17 protein-coding genes are annotated in these 19,912 nt (G+C 34.9%); 2 read left to right on the top strand and 15 right to left on the bottom strand.

Annotated features, from left to right (window positions below):
- Position 1 precedes the first annotated feature (1 nt).
- Entirely contained in the window at positions 2-619 is a 618-nt protein-coding gene (locus CRO15_RS03475) for a TetR/AcrR family transcriptional regulator (RefSeq protein ID WP_097044825.1), read from the top strand.
- Here the strand turns inward: CRO15_RS03475 and CRO15_RS03470 are convergent.
- Genes CRO15_RS03470 through CRO15_RS03460 form a run of 3 tightly spaced genes read right to left on the bottom strand, consistent with a single transcriptional unit; the run spans position 616 to position 3,223 of the window.
- A complete protein-coding gene (locus CRO15_RS03470) occupies positions 616-1,614 on the bottom strand; it encodes a glycosyltransferase family 9 protein (RefSeq protein ID WP_097044381.1) in 999 nt (332 codons plus the stop codon). The genes CRO15_RS03475 and CRO15_RS03470 overlap by 4 nt on opposite strands.
- A 34-nt stretch (positions 1,615-1,648) precedes the next feature.
- A complete protein-coding gene (locus CRO15_RS03465) occupies positions 1,649-2,254 on the bottom strand; it encodes a DUF4254 domain-containing protein (RefSeq protein ID WP_097044380.1) in 606 nt (201 codons plus the stop codon).
- Between the two features lie 36 nt (positions 2,255-2,290).
- Positions 2,291-3,223 (bottom strand): DUF6427 family protein, encoded by a 933-nt coding sequence (locus CRO15_RS03460; RefSeq protein WP_097044379.1) that lies wholly within the window; start codon positions 3,221-3,223, stop codon positions 2,291-2,293.
- A 39-nt stretch (positions 3,224-3,262) separates the two neighbouring features.
- On the opposite strand from CRO15_RS03460, the gene CRO15_RS03455 reads away from it, so the two are divergent.
- The gene (locus tag CRO15_RS03455; RefSeq protein WP_097044378.1) at positions 3,263-3,484 is read left to right on the top strand and encodes a DUF6341 family protein; all 222 of its coding nucleotides are present in this window, start codon (positions 3,263-3,265) and stop codon (positions 3,482-3,484) included.
- Here CRO15_RS03455 and purD read toward each other — a convergent pair.
- The 12 genes from purD to CRO15_RS03395 form a co-directional block, all read right to left on the bottom strand.
- Positions 3,479-4,750: a phosphoribosylamine--glycine ligase gene (gene purD / locus CRO15_RS03450; protein WP_097044377.1), complete on the bottom strand. Its 1,272-nt coding sequence runs from the start codon at positions 4,748-4,750 to the stop codon at positions 3,479-3,481. The two genes, CRO15_RS03455 and purD, sit on opposite strands and share 6 nt — an antisense overlap.
- A 58-nt stretch (positions 4,751-4,808) precedes the next feature.
- Entirely contained in the window at positions 4,809-5,795 is a 987-nt protein-coding gene (locus CRO15_RS03445; protein ID WP_097044376.1) for a UDP-glucuronic acid decarboxylase family protein, read from the bottom strand.
- 2 nt (positions 5,796-5,797) lie between these two features.
- Positions 5,798-7,168: a sugar transferase gene (locus tag CRO15_RS03440; protein ID WP_097044375.1), complete on the bottom strand. Its 1,371-nt coding sequence runs from the start codon at positions 7,166-7,168 to the stop codon at positions 5,798-5,800.
- 79 nt (positions 7,169-7,247) lie between these two features.
- Positions 7,248-8,465, bottom strand: a complete 1,218-nt coding sequence (locus tag CRO15_RS03435; protein ID WP_097044374.1) for a glycosyltransferase family 4 protein — start codon at positions 8,463-8,465, stop codon at positions 7,248-7,250.
- Positions 8,466-8,492: 27 nt separating this feature from the next.
- The gene (locus CRO15_RS03430; protein ID WP_165769904.1) at positions 8,493-9,968 is read right to left on the bottom strand and encodes a heparinase II/III family protein; all 1,476 of its coding nucleotides are present in this window, start codon (positions 9,966-9,968) and stop codon (positions 8,493-8,495) included.
- Between the two features lie 107 nt (positions 9,969-10,075).
- The gene (locus CRO15_RS03425; RefSeq protein WP_097044372.1) at positions 10,076-12,196 is read right to left on the bottom strand and encodes a bi-domain-containing oxidoreductase; all 2,121 of its coding nucleotides are present in this window, start codon (positions 12,194-12,196) and stop codon (positions 10,076-10,078) included.
- 216 nt (positions 12,197-12,412) lie between these two features.
- Positions 12,413-12,661: a hypothetical protein gene (locus CRO15_RS03420; RefSeq protein ID WP_097044371.1), complete on the bottom strand. Its 249-nt coding sequence runs from the start codon at positions 12,659-12,661 to the stop codon at positions 12,413-12,415.
- A gap of 125 nt (positions 12,662-12,786) precedes the next feature.
- Positions 12,787-13,872 (bottom strand): O-antigen polymerase, encoded by a 1,086-nt coding sequence (locus tag CRO15_RS03415; RefSeq protein WP_133067196.1) that lies wholly within the window; start codon positions 13,870-13,872, stop codon positions 12,787-12,789.
- 273 nt (positions 13,873-14,145) lie between these two features.
- On the bottom strand, positions 14,146-15,372 hold the full coding sequence (locus tag CRO15_RS03410; RefSeq protein WP_097044369.1) for an O-antigen ligase family protein: 1,227 nt from the start codon (positions 15,370-15,372) through the stop codon (positions 14,146-14,148).
- Positions 15,369-16,487 (bottom strand): glycosyltransferase family protein, encoded by a 1,119-nt coding sequence (locus tag CRO15_RS03405; protein ID WP_097044368.1) that lies wholly within the window; start codon positions 16,485-16,487, stop codon positions 15,369-15,371. Before CRO15_RS03405 ends, CRO15_RS03410 begins: the two co-directional genes overlap by 4 nt.
- A 10-nt stretch (positions 16,488-16,497) precedes the next feature.
- Positions 16,498-17,964: an MATE family efflux transporter gene (locus CRO15_RS03400; RefSeq protein ID WP_097044367.1), complete on the bottom strand. Its 1,467-nt coding sequence runs from the start codon at positions 17,962-17,964 to the stop codon at positions 16,498-16,500.
- Positions 17,961-19,910 carry an alginate lyase family protein gene (locus CRO15_RS03395; RefSeq protein WP_097044366.1) on the bottom strand — a complete coding sequence of 650 codons (1,950 nt, stop codon included), beginning with the start codon at positions 19,908-19,910 and terminating at the stop codon, positions 17,961-17,963. Before CRO15_RS03395 ends, CRO15_RS03400 begins: the two co-directional genes overlap by 4 nt.
- Positions 19,911-19,912 lie beyond the last annotated feature (2 nt).

Raw genomic sequence — 19,912 nt, 5'->3', positions numbered from 1 at the left:
TATGGAACGAAACCTAAAAAAACGCGAAACCATGCACCGATTACATGCAATGGGCCTTGAAATCTTTCATGCGAAAGGTTATTATAATACTAGTTTGGATGACATCTTGAAAGAATTGTCACTTTCCAAGGGTGCTTTTTACCATCACTTTAAATCCAAAGAGGATTATTTTATCAGCATAATTCAAAACCTGATTGTGCAAAAGGTATATGCCTTACTGGTGGAACCTTTGAACGTAAATGAGAATCCATTACATGCCATCGTGGACAGTTTGGAAAATGCCCTGGAGCCCGGTAAAAGCAACGAAATGGCCTATGGCTTTATGTTGCATGATTTTATGACCGAATTTAACAAGCGAAACACTGAAATAAGCTCCTATTTAAAGGACATTCTTAAAGTTTGGGAAGTAAATCTGGTTTCTGTCTTAAAAAATGGAAAAATTGATGGTCACATAGCTCGCCATATTGATTGCGAAGGCGTTGCCACCTATATTATTGCTTCTTATTTAGGTATGCGCTCTTTATTATCAGAAAACAACGGTAGACAATTAAAATACCAGTATCTGCAGCAGCTAAAACATTATTTCAATTCCATTACGGAAAGGCAAGTGGTGGCCTAACGCTCCAATATGGCGGTAATCTTGTCCATCACCCGCTGGGGCTCAATGGTTTCCATTGTGGATTCGTATCCTTTGGGCAATTTATTGCCGTAAACCGAAGTAGGAATCAATGGAAAACGCTCTCGGTCAGCGATCAAGGCATTATCCATTGGCTGACCGAAGGGATAAAATCCAGCAAAAGGATGTGTAACTCCCCAAAGCGTAACCACCGGAATTGCATAATTGGCTGCTAAATGTGCATTGCCACTATCCATGGACAACATTATATCCAGGTTTGAAATCAGCGACAGTTCTTCCGAAAGATTTAGCTTACCGGCCATGTTCAAAACATTCTCTCCTTCACTGGCAATACCTTCCAACTGCTGAATTTCTTTGGTTCCGCCGCCAAACAATAAAATTTTATACCTATTGGTATTGTTTAGTTCTTGGATTACGCCCCTCATCAAGTGCAACGGATACATTTTACCCTCATGAGCTGCAAAGGGGGCGATTCCCACCCATTTTTTAGCGTCTTGTTGTACCAGTTTCAGAACTTTGTCCGAAAGTTGTACACGCTCCAAAAGTTTCGCTTTTTTCAAATCAACAGGAAAACCGAGTTCAGCAAATACATCAGCATAGCGTTGATGTGTACTTTTTAATTGCTTGAACATTTTATTCTTGGTTCTGGTCAGTGCCTTTTTCTCTGTCCTGCCCTTATGCACTTGCGCAAACGGAGTTTTGCCCAATCCAAAATATTTTTGAAGAACCCTACTTCTCAGCACATTGTGTAAATCTGCAATCGCATCAATTCGGAGTGTTTTGAGCTCTTTGTACAATCTCCATAATCCAACCAGTCCTTTATGTCTTTTTTTGACATCTGCCTCAAAAACATCAACATTTTCCAATTCTGAGAAAATGGGGAGAAATGGTTTTTTGGTAAGAACCGTAACTTTTGCTTGTGGATGTTGATCTAGCACTGCCCTCAAAACGGGAACGGTCATAGCAACATCGCCCATAGCAGACAGACGAATGATCAGAATATGGGTTTGTTTACCCTTTTTGTCCACGAAGTACCGGGTTTAGCTCATCATCGTTGTACATTTTCATCTGTTTATAGACTTTCATGTACTTGTTTCCTGCTTTAATATCTTCCAACAATTGATCAATGGCGGCGGAAAGGTCCTTTTTTTGTTCCAAAAGCACAGCCAGTTTTTTGCTGCACTTTTCTATATGTTCTGCAGGGGCGTCAGTGCGATCTACCTCCTCTTGCATGTGATATACTTTCAAGGCCAAAATGGAAAGCCTATCAATTGCCCAGGCCGGGCTTTCGGTATTTATGGTAGCATTGGAACTCACCTCAACATTTTTGTACTTATCCAAAAAATAACTGTCGATATATTCCACCAAGTCGGTTCTATCTTGATTGCTGGCATCAATCTTTCGTTTTAAAACCAAAGCATCCGTCGGATTAATATTTGGGTCGCGGATAATGTCTTCATAATGCCACTGTACCGTGTCAATCCAATTTTTTCTATAAAGTAGGTGCTCCACTTTATCCTTTGGATAAGGATTTTCAAACTCTTGATAAACATCATCCTTGACATGATAGGTGTCTATACTCTTCTGAAAGATTTCAAAGGCAAAAGAACTGAACATGAGTGTAAATTTGGGACAAAGATATTGCTTTATCCTTTACAGGTTAAGTTCTAACACAAAAAGCAAGAATGAAAGCACAAGACAAATTCCCACAACCAATTCCTTAAGCTTGGTTTTCTTTATGGCTTCCAAATAATTGGTCAAAAAAACTGCAGCCGGAAAAAAAGTGACCAATACAGGAGATGCTTCATCATACTTAAAAAATATCATGATCGTTCCTAAAATAAACGCCAAAAAAACCATGCGCAACAAAATCAATTTGCCACCGCCCTGTTTCCTCACCTTCAAAAAAACCAGAAACATCACCAATAGCATTAAGGAAACATAAATCAAAAGTTTTACAATTCCCGATTGTCCAAAAAAATCATTTGATAAAAAGTCAATCGTGAATTGATAATGTTCTTCATAAAAACCTGGCCAACCACTTAATCTGAAAATGGCAAAAGACAATAACAGTAGTGTTAGTATGGCAGCAAAGGGAACCATCCAGTTTTTAGCTGGTTTTCTATCATAAACATTAATGGCCACAAAGACAAGAATCAAAAAAATCAATGCCCAATCATAAAAAAAGCTTGCCAAACATATTAAAAGAGAGGCATCAAATATCTTATGCTTTACATTTCGAACCGATTTAATAGCGAGCAATCTCCAAATGGCCAACAACAAAAAAAAGTTGGCGAAAATGGCATTTCTATCGTCCAGAACTTCAGAAAATGCAACCAAAAGGAGTGTGAAAAATAAAATTGCAAATGAACTAAGGCTTGTGACTTTCTCAACATCGACTATTCTACTGATAATATAAATGGAAATTAACAGTGTTCCAAGAACCAGCGATTCTATAGGGAGCGTATCCAGGGAAAGTCCCCGACCAGAACCAAAAAACAAGAACTCACAATAAAAAAGGAAGAGAAAGCCGGATAAAACAATATAATTTATTGGTTTTGTTTTCCCGAAAAATCTTGAAATCATCTTAGGTTTTACTACTTTTGTAAAGTAAATATAGCTAAGATGAGCAAGTTTTGGTACGGCATTGAAGACTTATTTGTAAATGGTCTTTTTGCGCCTTATGATTTCTTTCGATTTGTGGAAAGCTGGTGGGCGTCCAATTCAGTAAATTGGATTTTCGCTGTAATCGGTTTTATTGCCATGGTCTATTGGATGAAAGAGCTTAAGATTTTTAATGACAACGGTGAGGAAGACAAGAGCATTAGCTCACACTCTTATCTATAGGTCAAACCCAAGATCTTTTCGGTAATATATCCCGTCAAAATGTAGTTTTTCTATGTTTTGATAGGATTTTTGTAATGCTTCATTAAAATCACTTCCAAAGGAAGTAATTGCAATTACACGGCCTCCGTTGGTGAATATCTTACCATCTTTTTCCTTAGTTCCTGCATGGAAAATTAAGGAATTCTCGATGTTTTCTATTCCAATGATTTCCTTTCCTTTTTCATAAGTTTCTGGATAGCCTCCTGAAACAGCCATTACCGTTGTGGCAGCTCTTTCATCAATTTCCAGATTAATTTCATTGAGTTTCCCTTCGGACATGGACACAAGCACATCTACCAGATCAGTCTTTATTCTTGGAACAACCACTTCGGTTTCTGGATCACCCATTCTAACATTGTATTCGATTACCTTGGGTTCATCTCCAACTTTGATCAATCCAATAAAAATGAATCCAATGTATGGTAGATTGTCTTTTTTAAGCCCTTCTACCGTAGGTTTTACAACTTGCTGTTCAATCTTTTGCATAAAGCTTTTATCTGCAAAAGGGACTGGGGAAATGGCGCCCATTCCGCCAGTATTGAGCCCAGTATCTCCTTCACCAATACGTTTATAGTCTTTTGCCATGGGCAAGATTTTATAATTGCTTCCATCTGACCAAACAAAACAGCTCAATTCAATGCCGTCCAAAAACTCTTCAATAACAACAATGGCACTGGCGTCTCCAAATTTGGAGTCCACAAGCATAGCTTTTAGCTCGGCTTTGGCCTCATCCAAATCTTGAAGTATCAACACTCCTTTTCCTGCAGCAAGTCCATCTGCCTTAAGTACGTAAGGAGGTTTAAGTGTTTCTAAAAAGGCATAGCCTTCTTCCAAATTGTCCGAAGTAAAACTTTGATAGGCCGCTGTTGGAATATTATGACGCATCATAAACTCCTTTGCAAATTCCTTGCTCCCTTCCAATTCTGCAGCTGCTTTTTGTGGTCCAATCACTGAAATGTTATTAAGTTCCACATCATTAAGGAAAAAATCATGGACTCCGTTCACCAATGGGTCTTCTGGCCCAACCACAACCAAATTGATGTTTTCTTTTATCGCCAAGGCCTTTATGCCTTCAAAATCGTTTACCCCTACCTCAACATTTGTGGCAATGTTGGACGTTCCTGCATTACCAGGGGCAACAAACAATTTGCTAACTTTGGGGCTTTGCGAAATTTTATGGGCAATCGCATGTTCACGACCTCCAGAACCTAGGATAAGAATGTTCATCAATCAAAATTTTGGCAAAAATAACCCAATTCAGGTTTTTGCTATCTGATATTTGTATTTATTTACCTTTCAGGTGTGAAAAATCGCGATGCTCTTTTTGGTGCAATTCTTCCGGCGATAAGGATTTGAAGTACTCGTACACCTTTCTCAGCCCTTCAGAGCGATGAACTTTGGGTTCCCAGCCCAGAACTTCCCTTGCTCTTGAAATATCTGGTTGACGCTGTAACGGGTCATCAACAGGCAGGGGTTTAAACACAATTTTTTGATCTGTGCCAGTTAGTTTGATGATTTCCTCCGCAAATTCCAAAATAGTGGTCTCATCAGGGTTTCCAATATTGATGGGTTCCACATAATCACTCATCAATAATCGATAAATTCCCTCTACTTGGTCGTCAATATATGTGAAGGAACGCGTTTGGGAGCCGTCACCAAAAACGGTCAAGTCTTCACCGCGCAATGCTTGGCCCATAAATGCCGGCACCACACGGCCATCATTTAATCGCATACGGGAGCCATAGGTGTTAAAGATTCGAACAATACGGGTATCCAGTCCATGATGTCGATGATAGGCCATGGTGATAGATTCCATAAAACGCTTGGCCTCATCATAAACCCCTCTTGGTCCAATAGGGCTAACATTACCATAATAATCTTCATTTTGCGGGTGAACCAAAGGGTCTCCGTATACTTCGGAAGTGGATGCAACCAAAATCCGAGCATTTTTTTCCTTGGCCAAGCCCAACAAATTTAACGTCCCTAGCGAGCCAACCTTTAAAGTTTCAATAGGGATTTTTAAATAATCTATTGGACTAGCTGGGGAAGCAAAATGAAGAATATAGTCCAAATCGCCACCGTAGTGCACGAAAGTTGAAACATCATGATGGTGAAACTCGAACCGCTCCAGTGGGAATAAATGTTCTATATTTTTAAGATCTCCTGTAATCAGATTGTCCATGGCAATGACATGGTGTCCTTCGGCAATAAACCTATCGCAAAGGTGAGATCCAAGAAAGCCAGCTGCGCCTGTGATTAATGTTTTTTTCAAATCTAAACTCCTCTAGAAAAAAGTACCGTTGTTATTGTCTTAAAAATAATTCGCAGGTCCAAAGTAATCGATTTGTTTTTAATATAGTACAAATCATATTCTAATTTCCTTATAGAATCTTGCAGGTCTTCTCCATATTTGTATTTAACCTGCGCCCATCCCGTAATACCAGGCTTGTATAAATGGCGAATACTGTAAAATGGCATCATCCCATCCAATTGCTCAACGAACACCTTGCGTTCAGGTCTAGGCCCTATAAAAGTCATATTTCCTTGCATTACTGATAAAATTTGGGGAAGTTCATCTATCCTAAATGTCCTTAATACTCTTCCAAAAGGTGTTATTCTAGTATCATTTTTAGAAGCCATTTTGGCTCCAGTTTTTTCCGCATCGACAACCATTGATCTAAATTTATAAATCTTGAATTCTTTTCCATATTGTCCAACTCTTAGCTGGGTGTAAAAAAGAGGCCCTCTATTAAGAAAAAGGTTAAAAAACCAAACCATTGGACATATCAAGAAGAAAATAACCCCAACAAAAACAGATAGTACGAAATTCACAATAAAGCTAAATAGGACCTGCAGGTATCTTATTTTTTTATTCTTTAACTGTAATAGCTCATAGAAGCTATGATAATGAGATCGAATTGGCATTGCTTCATAAATATTCTCATAAAATGATGTGTAAGACAACACTTCCTTACCTTTCAAAATTGATTCTAACAATAATTTCTCAAGTTTCTTTGGTATCCGATGATAATCTTTGACGTTTAAAATCCATGTGTCCACCTTTTCTATGGCATCGGTAAAAGTCTTTTTATCCATTGAAGGGCTTTCTCCGTCCATGGCATAGGTAAGCTTAACCTTGTAAAAGGTGTTTGTGCTCTCTCCATTTATATAATCAACGTTCTGCCGTAAACTTTCTTCACTATTTGCATCATATACATAAAAAACCTTTTTGACTGTGGGGATTATTCTAAATACATTTCCAAAAAACAATCTCCAAAGCCAGATTTCAATTGGAGTTAAAATAAGAAATGACAATAGTGGAATTCTCCAAAAACTCACATCATATATAAAAACCGTGAATACAAAAACTAAAAAAACGAAGATTGCTGTGATGTAGAAAGACTGCGAAAGAATATATCGTCTTCTTGCAACTTTTTCCAAATTAAAAAAATCTAAGATATAAGATAATCCAAGATAAATAATAACTCCAAACGAAAAAGTAAAAATCTTTAAGTCAAAGGAAATGTATTGGTCATCTATAGCATGGTTTACAAATAAATTAATAGAAGATAAGATAATCAGAACATCTCCTACCAAAAGAATGAATTTTCTTTCTATTGAATTTAATACTGATCGTTTTACCATATCTTATGGTTTTCTCTTTCAAAAATAGAGTTTTAAACTAAATAGGCTATTAGAAAAATTGCAAACAATCGAAGGTGTTTCATGCATTAGATGATTCAACCTTATTAAGATAGGAAAGTATTTTTGCGTTGTTTTCCTCTCTCGTGAATCCCTGTTGCAATATTGCTTTGTTCTCTTTTCCTTCTATTGCACGATTAGAATATTCTCTTTCCATTTTAAGAAGACCGTTGAAAATTTCGTTTTCAGTGAAATCTTCAACAATAATATTTGCTTGACTTAGAGATAATATTTCCTTTCCTTCCCCTAAAAGTCTTGCCAATATTGGTTTTCCAAAAGCTAAATAATCAAAAAGTTTAGAAGGTATCGTCTTTTCAAGGGCGTCACCTTTTATCAACCCCAAAAACAAAACATCCTTCTTTCTTAATATCTCATTGAGTTTGTCTTTAGGAAATATTCCCCTAAACATTATATGTCCTTCCATTTCAAGTTTATTGGCTTGCACCCTTAAACTTTCTTCAAGAACACCTGTGCCAAAAAAATGCAATTCCCATTGATGTTGTGCACCGTCTTTAACAAACTTTGAAAAAGCTTCTATTAAAATATCTAATCCTTGAACTAACCCAAAATTTCCGGCATAGGCCAACTTTATTTTCTTTGGCAACCCAGAACCATTATAAGTTTCACTAAACTCTTCTTCAATAGAAATTCTTTTTGGGCCATTATATGCAATGCAAATTTCTTTGTTAGTATATCCTTCTAGATAATCTTTCATATATTTCCCAACACAAACGATACCATCACTCCATTTATAGAGTTTTTTTTCAAAAACCCTAGCAATTTTATATGCCCTGCCTTTTGGGTTTATTTGACCAGCAGCTACAGCACTTTCAGGCCAGATATCACGTACCTCCAAAACCAATTTGCATTGAAACATCCACTTTAACAGGAGTCCAATAAAGCCAATGAAAATAGGGGGGGATGAAATAAAAACGATAGAAGGTCTCCATCTTTTTAACCTCCATTTTAGTGCAATTTTTAAAGCGTTTGGGATAAAAGAAATATAGTGAAGAACATATGTAACAAATTTTCCATTGTTTAGCTTTCTTAATTCTATTCTTTTAATCCGATATGCTTCTTCCTTTTCCGAGCCAACAGTTTCATTAGTTTTATGAGGCAAAGTGGTAATAATTCTGTGCTCGATTTTTTCTTCATCGAGAAAGTCAACAAAATCTGAGCTTCTAAAAGCTGCCGCAGTAATATCAGGTCGAAAATAATAGCTCAAATAAAGTATCTTCATTTATTGTTTGCAATTTTAAAATGAAAATCAATTCTTGTCAACAATGTGAATATGAGTTGTCAAATCTTCTTGAAAATCAACTTCTATCCTTTTAGCTTTTGTTGTTTTATTAAAACCTAGGGCATATTCATATTTAACTTCTTTGATCCCTAAAATTGATTTAGAAAATTCAAGCATAATCTTCCCTTGGGGTAAAATTACCTTATTCTCAAAGATTATCAATTCTTCAATACTTGGGTGAAAATGAAAAAAAGCAGTTTGATTCAACTTATGATTTCTTTTCATAAGAACCTGATCTTGTATGGTTATTTTTTCATCACTTGACACAAATTTCCTTAGGTGCCTTGCTCCTATACTTTTATATCCATCGTGACATGCCAAAACATGCTCTTTTTTATCTTCCATTACACAGGCCTTACTTCTTTTCCCCACCCGAAACCCTCCCCACACCTGTGTTTGCTCCATATTATTAAGCATTACTGTATTGTGAGAAGATGTTTGACGCTCTTTTTGTCGATTCTCGTTTTTTTCATAAGTCGAAGTTCCAACCTCAACAATATAGGGCTGTTCTTTCAGGTATAGTTCAAAACTAAACGTGTCAGAGTGGGCATGACCTGGTTGATAATCCGGCCCAATATTGCCGACGTCAACAAACAACTCATAATCTTTTCCAATGAATTTTCTATAACCTGATTCTTTTAAAGGTGTTTTGTTGAATGATATATCTAAATACTCAGCATAGTTAAATAATGCCCTTGAAGTTGGTGCAATATCATGTGCACAATCATTGACCATCGGAATATCACCATTGCTATAAGTAATCGTTGCCAACCACCCTAACATTTTTTTTGCCTTCTTTATTAAAAAAGAATATAGAACATCCTTTTTCCATGAATTATCCTTAAGTAAATTGATACAATCCAATAATCGATAAAGCATTATTTGATGGTACATTGGTGATAGCTCAAAATGAGCGCCATCTTCCAAAATTTGCTCTTCCATTTCCTCCTTTAAAATTCCACTGGCTATTTTATAAAATTCTTCATTTTTAAAATAGTAGGCCCCAAAAAGCATTGAATACCCATTTTCCAATAGGTGATTTCCAAGCAAATGATATTCTAAGTTATCTTTTAACCTAAGATAGTGTTGATACAATTTTCGATTTACATTAGTGTCTGCGATCTCACTTTTGGCTAAAAATTTTATCCAATTAATACCTCTTAAAGAAATGGTGTACGGTTCATGTCCCTCTTTTAAGAAACTATCCTTTGTTATATAATCTTCAATTAGGCCCAATGCAAATTTCTTATCGATTCTCTTTTGGTTTAAGAAATCGAAATAGTTTAGGTTATAGGTCCAAAGTTTTCCATAATCACTAAAATTCCAATCAATGGTTTCTTCAAAGTTTTTGGTAAGATTCAGAAATTCAAAACTATTGTTTTGTAGATGCGAAGGTGGGTTATCAATACCTCCACGCCAAACTATACTTGGAGTTTTTGTCAATAAATCAACATTGTAACTTCTTTTGAAAAATTTGTTTCTAAAAAAATAAAATATCCGATAATAAACCTGTTTATACCGTAAAAATCTCAGTGTATGGAATAGTAATATTATTTTACCTCTATCCATTTATTCAACTTCAGGGATTCAATGGCTGCGAATGAAGCCTTAGTTGTATTCACAATTTCATCGAAAGGGATAATGGCATGCCCCCCTTTTTGCTGTTGTTCAATCAACTCCTGAAACTGGTTGAAGTGTCCTTTATCTTGTTTTGAAGAAGAGTTTTTCTCTCCTTTAAATCCGTAAGATTTCATTTTTCTCCAATTGTCCATAATCAATGTACGTTCCTGTGAGTAGATTTCAACACGCTCTTTGGAATAAGCTTTGCTTCCGTTTGCGAAATAATTGATTACTGCATTTGAGCCATTCTCATATCGTAAAAGAATACTTGTGTTATCCGTATTTTCCTCTGGGTTGATGCCTAAAGCATTCATACAAACAGCAATTACTTTGCTCCCTGTAAAATACGTGCACAAATCAATATAGTGGCATGCTTCACCAATAATGCGGCCTCCTCCCACTTCCATATCATGAACCCAGACATCAGCAGGGATAAATCCTGCATTCATAGTGGCCACAATGTTCATTGGAGTATCATCACTCCCTAAGGCCTTCTTCATTCTTTTTGCCAGTGGGGCAAAGCGCCTATTAAACCCAACACTTACATTAACATTCTGATTGTTGTATTCTGAGATAATGGATTCTAATTCCTCTTCGGTCAACGCTAATGGCTTTTCAACAAAGACCCCTTTGTTCGCTTTTAAGGCTTCCAATACCATTGGGGCGTGCATATTGTGCTTTGTAGTTATAAAAACCAAATCAACATCTCCATCGTCTAAAATTTCCTTGTAATTGGAAGTTGAATTTGCAATGGAATGGCGTTTTGCCATTATTGTGGAGGACAGCCCTCCGGAACTGGCAATATATTTTACTTCAGCATTTAATTTTTTGAGATTGGGCAGTATTGTTGAGCTTGTAAAGTTTCCTGCACCAATAATTCCAATAACTCCTTTTTTTCCTTCAAAAGATTTATTTATAATACCAACAGTACTAACCGGTTCTTCAGTATTATCATATTCTAAAATTGAAGCAATGGATTTGGAGTTGCCCATATCTCCATAAATCTTTTGGAAATCTCGAAGACTTATCCGTTCGGTGATTAAGGGTTTTACCTTTAATGTTCCTTTTGAAATTGCATTTAAGATAGCTTCAAAATTTCTTTTCTCCGTCCATCTAACATAGCCTATTGGATAATCATTGCCCTTTTGCTCATATTCTTCATCATATCTTCCAGGGCCGTAAGAGCATGATACTTGAAAAGAGATTTCCTTTTCATAAAAATCTGACCTGCTAATATTTAGACCAATAACCCCCACCAGAATAACCCGGCCTCGTTTTCTGCACATTTGCGCCGATTGCGCAATTATTTCATTGCTTTTATTGGAAGCCGTAATAATTACTCCATCTGCTCCAGTTCCATTTGTATATGATTCTACAAACTTTACCTGATTCGTGCCTTCGCCTGGATTAATGGCCACAATACCTTTTTCGTTGGCAATACGGACTTTTTCAGGGTCAAAATCAAATCCAATGACGTTACATCCATTTGCAAGTAATAGCTCTGCAGTGACCAAGCCTATGAGTCCTAGACCCACTACCACAATGGTCTCTCCAAATGTCGGATCCAATAGACGGATACCTTGCAACCCTATGGAGCCAATCACAGTAAAAGCTGCCTCTTCATCAGTTACATTATCGGGGATTTTGGCCACCAAATTTTTAGGAATGTTCACATACTCCGCATGGTTGCCATTAGACGCAACACGATCTCCCACGTTGAATTCAGTTACACCTTTTCCAATAGCCGCCACTTCGCCAACATTGCAATACCCTAAAGGCAGGGGTTGATTCAGTTTATTGAAAACAGCATCCATGGTGGGCTTTAGACCATCGGTCTTCACCTTGTCCATGACCATTTTCACCTTGTCCGGTTGTTGTCTTGCTTTGGAAATAAAATTGGCCTTCCCAAACTCCACAAGCATTCTTTCAGTGCCAAGTGAAACCAGTGATTTTTTAGTTTTTATAAGAACACTACCTGTTTTTGGTGTTGGTACTGGGATTTCTTCCAAAATGGTTTCACCGTTCTTAAGGTCTTGTATTATTTGTTTCATGTTAAATTAATATGTTGAGCTATTCTTTCAAAGCTCTTTATTTCTCTCATTGCTGCATACTCATTTCCCCACCCTTCAATTCTTGCATTATCCCTTTTATCATAATTCAGAAAACAAAGTTCAATAATTCGATATATGATTCAGCCTTTATCGTCTTATATTCTTTTTTAAATGGCGCCTTCATCAATAAGCCTTAGAATTTCAATAGCTATTGCCTTAACAATTTCTCTGAGCTCTAATCTCACCCTCATCAACAACACTGTCTATAGGGGTTTGGGAAACCAATTTTGCATACTTCTCTGGCATTGCTTTGAAAAAGGCATTATTATTTCCGTTGTGCAGGAATGATAATCTCTCTTTATTATATAAGAATTGCTTAAAAGAAAAAATAAGAATGATTACCGCCGCAAAAAAAAGAAGCTTCCATAGGAGCCCCCTTATTTTATTTGTTTTCTTAGTATTCATTCTTTTCTATAGAGCTGTGTTATTCAGCAAATTTATCAAATTTATTATACCATTAACTATGCAATTTCCATTTTATGAAGAATAAGTTTTTTGATATAAAAACTAGAAGACTTTTAGACTTGCAGTCAAGCGAATTTCCTTAGCTTAATTTTAAACCTCTTTTGCAACATAAGCCACATTAAAATGAAGAAAACAAAACCATATCCCATTAAGGCCCTGGGAAGACTTGCCTGAGATAGGTAGTATGCAAACACAAAGCAGAATATTGTAAAAACCATATTAATATTGTTTTTTTCCAGTGTATTTAGAACCCTCTCCAGCACTGCCAATAAAAACCCAAGCATTACATTTCCCACCAACAACCCTGGATAACCAAAACCTCCATAAAAATCCATTATGCTGTTAATTGCAAGAGAACCATCTTTGTCGCTCCTAGAAAAGTAGGTGTAAAGTGTTTTGGTGTCCTCAAAGTGTTCAAATCCAAAAACACTACTTAGCATGCCAATATTTGTAAATCCGTAATGGCCTCCAACTTCCGAAAAATAATGGGTGTACATAAAAGCAGGTATAGAAAGCCTTCCAAAAACTCTGGTCAAAACAATTTCAGATAATTTTAGTATGGCTTCGAAAAGGTTTTGAAACTGATAAGTTGTTGCCGAATAATAAAGAATCAGAAGAAGTGAGAATAGAAATCCGAGGTAAATAATGTATTTTCTCCTTTTTTGCCTTTTTGAAAGGACTTTTGTTTTTGTTTTTTTAGTAATCAGGTTTCCTCTAAAAACATAACCCGCTAGAAGTAATGATAGCATAAAAATTATCAAAGGCCTTTTTTGAAACAACATTAAAATCAAAAAGAACGATATTGAAAATAAGATTAAAAACGACACTCGTGAATACAAAGTACTTTTCTTTATCGACTTATATAAAGAAACTATTGTCAAAAAAGGCAGTATATTATATACTATAACAGTATATAGATAATTGGACGTAATCCCTCTTCTAGACTCTAATAAGGCATCAGGTTCCCTTCCCAGCATTCCTTGGGCAATTCCTGTTAACACAACATCTCGATTGACAAATAAATATGCAAAAACAAACAGAACAATGAGTACGGTAATAAAGTAATAATTGGTGTTGCTAAGGTTATCAGAAATACTTTCCCTAAAATTAAGATGATTTATGCATTTCACTTTTCCATATAGCAGAATCATACCGAACATATATGCGTATAGCACCAACAACAACCCACAAACAAGAATAATTTGCGTTTGAATTATGTCCGAATCGGATATAATTTCTAATTTAAATGAAACGAATGCCCTAAAAAAATATGATTTAAAAAAAGGAAAGGCAAGAACTCCAGTTACAGCGAAAATAATTGTTGAAACAAAAAACACTCCAAAAATATTCCACTTGAAAATTAATTTTTTAAACAAAACTATGTGGGTGAACAGAACAACCAATAGAATGTATGTAATCACCATCTAATTTTCCTTAACAAATACGAATAGAAGATAATTAAAATACGCATAAAAAATAATCCCCCATTGCCTATTAAAAATATTCTCAGTAAAACAACAACCCATTATAATAATTGTAAAACAAAAATATATATAATTACCTACATTAACAGCATAAACCAAAGCACCACCTAAAATAGACAAGAAAAATATGAGTCCTACCAATCCAAATCTTAGGGTATAATCTAAATATTGATTATGTACATTACTTGTTGAAGAAATACCATTTCTCTTATAAGCATCGTGCAATACACCTTCAACATCACCTGTCCCTACTCCAAAAAAATAGTTGTTTTTAATGATGGGAAGCGCAGAATTCCATAGTTTTATTCGGGTTTCTCTTTTCGCCATTTCCCCTTCACACAACTCCGTAAATCTATCGCTTATTCTTTTTATTGGATAGTTTAAATATGAATATGAAAACCATAGCATTATGATAGTTGAAAAAACCGAAATCAGTAATACTTTATATTTTTTATGCTTAATTAAAACATATATGATGGATATGACAAGAATTAAAGTGTTCAAAATAATTGCTGTTTTGGCTACCATCTGAAAAATAAAGATTGATTGCAACCAAATCAATAAAAACAATCCTAATACTGTAAAGAGATTTTTTGTCTTAGTTATAAGATGAAAAATTATTACGTTCGAAAACATAACATACATTGCTAAGTAACTATTGTGGATAGGTAATAATTTTGTGAGGTTTACCCCTGTAAATCTATATGACAAAAACAGGTCTAGAGTTAAGGGAAAAGTATCACTTCTATAAAAAAAACGATAGACTGTATCAACTTCAAAAAGAATTATCAATCCAAAGATAGCGACGCAATAGATTTTTAACAACAAGGAAATGTTTCTTGTTTTGTATGTTGTATAAAAAAGAGGGAAAAGCAAAAAACTAATCTGTCGCCCAATAATATCAAACCCTCTTGACAGATTGTCCGTATAAATCAACCCAAAAAAGCTAAGTGCGAAAAATAAAATTAGACCCCAAAAATATAGAGTCGTTTCAAGCTTTATCTCCCTTTTTTTCAATATATAAAAAAACTGAAAACCAAAAAGTAAAAAAACCAAAATCGCATTTAACTTGTTAAAAACAAAAGTCGAAGCAATTCCCACTAAAAGAAAAAAAACTACATCAATATTCGTCGTTTTCAGCTTAATCCAATCCTTAAAATAACTCATGCCTTTATAAAAGATTCAAGTGACATATAATCGTTATCCCCTAAATATAGGTTCTTGTCCAAGGTTTTAAAATGAGCACTTATTTTATCAAGATTGTTCATTAAAAAATCTACTCCAGCTTCAATTGCGCCTTCAACCTTGTAATCAATTCCTGCTCCCACCCCATACAAGGCCACCTTTTCTTCCAAGTAGGTGCCCTTGCTGCAGAGCAAAGGTACCTTATAGTACATACATTCATAAAGTTTGTTGGGCAATGCCAACCGATTGTTTAATGAAACCTGATGAATATCATAAATGAGATATATAATGTCAATGGATGAATATATTTTTTGGGTATCGGTAAATGCATTATATGGCCCAAAGTATTTGATATTTGCATATCTGGCAGCATACTCCTCCACCACATTTTGGTACTGGCCTTTGCCGTGTACATGAATTTCTATATCGGCATGGTCTTTATAGGTCTCGAAAAGCTTTATATATTCATCTTTGCGTAGCAAAAGACCCACTATTCCTATTATAGTTCTTGGTGATTGTTCTTTTCTTAAAGAATCTGATGTTTTAATTTCTTTGGAAAGCAATTTGTTCTCTAAGACAAAAACCTCTTTTTTAAAAAACTTCTCAAAATGGCAAGTATAGTATCTTTCAGAGGTGACAATTAATTTATCAATATACTTTGTATAGAGCCATTTTTCCAATCCACGTAATCGTTTTGCCATAAACCCAGTACCAAAAACGTATTCTCTTAAATCGGAAATCTCGATAATGGTTTTTGATGTCTTTTTTTTTCCTAAGAATCTTATTCCTGAAAAAGTATACAATAGCAATATATCAAGATTGTTAACTAAAACTACATCATATTGACTTGAACTTAAAAGTTGCCTGATTTTTTTTATTGTCTTTGCATAGATCAAAATACGCTTTATGGGTTTTGACGCGTTTGGTATCTCACCAAAATTGGTATGTCTAACAGAAGAATTGATAGAACTGTTCAAATCAGCCAAAGTTTGTCGTTGAAAGTACGCCAACGAAACCTTATTATTCTTAGCTAAAAAATTAATTTGCTTAACAAACCTTGGATTGGGTTGGTGTGAAATAAAAAATAAAATTTTCATAGCTCTTTTGTTATACTCCTTTTTTCTTTTTAGAAAAAATCTGCATCGTGTCTTTAACGAAATCTATATTGAAATAATACAGAGCAGTGATATAGACAATGACACTTATAAAACTACTCAAAATACAAATGAATATACTGTCATAAGTTAAACTCGCATAGTGGTTTGCCGTAAACAATACTACCACTATAAGAAGTAATATATCAAATCTAAAATATTTGGGTTTTATAAAATATTTTCTGCACCAAATTATAGTCAGCCCACCCATAATCAAAAAAGAGAACAATAAAGAGAAAGATAATGATTGTAATATTGAATAATTTAATTCTCCAAAAATGTAGAAAAAGAGAGCATGAACCAGAATGGCAATAGTAAGGGTATATAAATTATAAGGCTTGTAAAACTTAATTTCCACAATTCCTTTTAGTCCATAGAATATTGAGTAGGGTATTAACCCTAAAGCCAAAATCTGAAAGACACTTTTCACATCACCTATAATCTCCTTATTGGAAAGCCAAAATTCCAATACAACATCTATCCAATTATACAGAATAATTACAAGTAGGCTTGTAGAATACAGTATTGCCCCTGTCATTATGTTAATAGCTCTTTTTTCTTTCGCTTTAGTATTATTATTACCGATAACAACTGAAGATAATTTTGAAACAGGTTGTAAAACAATCATCACTACCCTAGCTAAAGTTAAAGCAATTAAAAAAGAAGCTATTTTAGCTTCGCCATTTACAACCAACAATGAACCAATTGTCAACAATAACATATCAGAAAATGTTATAATAGATCTGGGCATTCCATAGAGATAGAATTCTTTTCCGTAGTCTTTAATCATCTTTAAAGACGGAAGTTTGTGCATTTTAAGTTCAACAACAATAAACAACATCAAACTTATTTGCAACAAACTCATCGCAAATAATGAGTGACGGAAAAAAGCTATGAGTTTTGGGGAAGGTCCTAAGAACATGAACACAACAATCATTATTACACTCGCATTGAGCATGTTGATTATGTTGTATACAATTATTTTCCTCTGGGTCAAAAAATAAGGTTGTACAAGATAACTTAGGTGTAAAATCGATACATACCAAAAAGTATATAACATGTATACTTCTTTGCTTTTTTGGTTGTTATATATCAATAATTCCAGTTCTTCGCCAAATAGAAAATAAATACATGTCATTAACAAAGTACTTAAAAGCCACCCTATAAAAGAAATAAAGAAGTATGTTTTGATTCTTGTTTTATCATTAATATGGATACTTCCATAACGAATAAGTGCCTGGGAAGTGCCCAATTGACTCAAGTTAGTAAATGTTGGCCCAACCCTTCTAAAAAGCATAAAGACACTCAATGAGGCGGCAGTAAACAAGTACTCGGCTTCTCTTATCAACCAAAAATTAAAGAGAACATTTAAAACAGAAAAACCTGTGCTAAAAAATAAGTCCCTACTAAGTTTATTCATTTAGAGTCAGTTTTTTCAACGGTAAAATGAAGTTCGCTGCAACTCAAGGTGTTAGTCCGCAAAACCACTTTCTTTGAAGCTATTTTATGTCCATAGTTATAGCTTAACCAATAATTCTCTATGTAAGCCGTTGAAAGACTGTCAAAAACAATAGAGTAATGGTTCTTTCCTAGACTGGCCAAGACGCCATTTTCTAGCACCTTTAGTTTTACATTTTCAGAAAAATGAATATGTCTTGTAACATTGTGTTCAGACCTACATTTTATAATGTCGAAACAAGAAAGTCGAAAGCTTTCTTTATCCAAACAAAAAGTCCTTTGATACTTCACAGAATCATCAAGCCGATTATATCCTTTGTGCTTTGCTGAAACACAGATTTCTTCTTCATTCTGGTTGACTATGACATCATATGGTATTGCAATATTAGCAATGCCCCAATCACCTATTAGAGGCGCTATTTCTTCATTATCAATAGTCAATATATTATGATAGGAAGAAGATTTCATCTCATTTTTAAGCATTAAATTGCCTGTGTAGGTATAACATCCAGGGTCTACAATAAAATCTTTCCCATTCAGCATAAGCTCAAAACTATAAAGGTCATTGTGTCCATGGCCGCCTCTGCCCTTCATGCCTACTTCACCCACATCGGTGATAAAAAAATTATCTTGATTTTTTACAATTACAAATCCTCCTTTGTCATAATATAAAAGTTTCCGCGCTGTTATTTGGGTTTTTGAAAAGTTTTTGACTTTTTCAACACCAAATAATTCAAGAGAAGACATATATATATTGGCAGTACTATTTATACTCTCTTCATTAAAAAAAAGACTGGCCAACTGTAAAAGATTTGTGTGATTGTTCAAAGCTAAATTATCGTTCTGAAATACCGAAGCACTGTCATTATCTCCAATAATAGGTGCCAAACAATTTGGTTTTGTATAACTCTTTGAGAAAAGACAAGCATTTTTTAAAAGTATTTTTGTCTCTGTTTTAATTTTTATTCCCAAGCGGTCCATTATCAAAAAACAAATCAAATAGAGCTCAACGACCAATCGATGATAAGGAATTGATTTTTCAAAATTGACTCCATCTTGGATAAATTGTAAGTGGAATTCAGTTTCCACCTTATCCAAAGCATAGCTTTGCCATTTTTTGGCCTCCTTATAAAAACCTTTGAATATTATTCCTAAAAGCAACAACGCTGTAAGATTGGCGGTGTAATGGTTCCCCCGAACATCGGTATACTCAATATTTCTCCATAAAAAAACGCCATGCAATATTAAAATTTCGTTTAACAGATTAATTACGTCGTTAGCTTCTTCTTTGATAAGCAATAACTCTCGCAATTGTATCAGGTTAATAATGCGAATTGACACCTCCATTGGGTACCAATTCACTGAATACGCTAAGGGGTTATTTTGTTTCCAATCTGTTAAGATATCAGAGAGGTATTTTAAATTTTTGGTCTTATTGTCTAGGAGATAGTGTCTAGCAACAGGAATCAAAAAGCTCAATCGGGAAAGCTCCCAAGGAAATTTTACATCATATTCTACTGGTTTCTCCTTTTCATAAAAACCATACTCTTTGAAATAATTGTTTTTCCATTTATGACCAACTCGCCAGTCGGTGTTCCAGACGTAGGGTTTTTCAAAACGATGAGCAGAATCGAAAATAGGAATATTACCTTTTAAGATACTTTCTGAGGACTTTCTTATATATTGCCTATTTCCATTTAAGATTACATCTTCGTATCCCCGAAATTCTGCACAAAACAGCAAACTTTTTTCTTTCCAAGTGGTTTTAGAAGTTGCTATTTTATCAGAAACACTGATAGTTGTTTTTTCCCAGAACTTAGTTCTTTGATAAATTTTTAAATAGACCAATTGCACGACCCTAAACCAAATAACAGGAAGTGGCTTTGACAAAATGGTTTTAATGTTCACGC

It is taken from the genome of Flagellimonas pacifica (assembly GCF_900215465.1).
In the GTDB taxonomy this organism is placed as follows: Bacteria; Bacteroidota; Bacteroidia; order Flavobacteriales; family Flavobacteriaceae; genus Flagellimonas; species Flagellimonas pacifica.
This window is presented reverse-complemented; position numbering and strand designations above follow the sequence as displayed.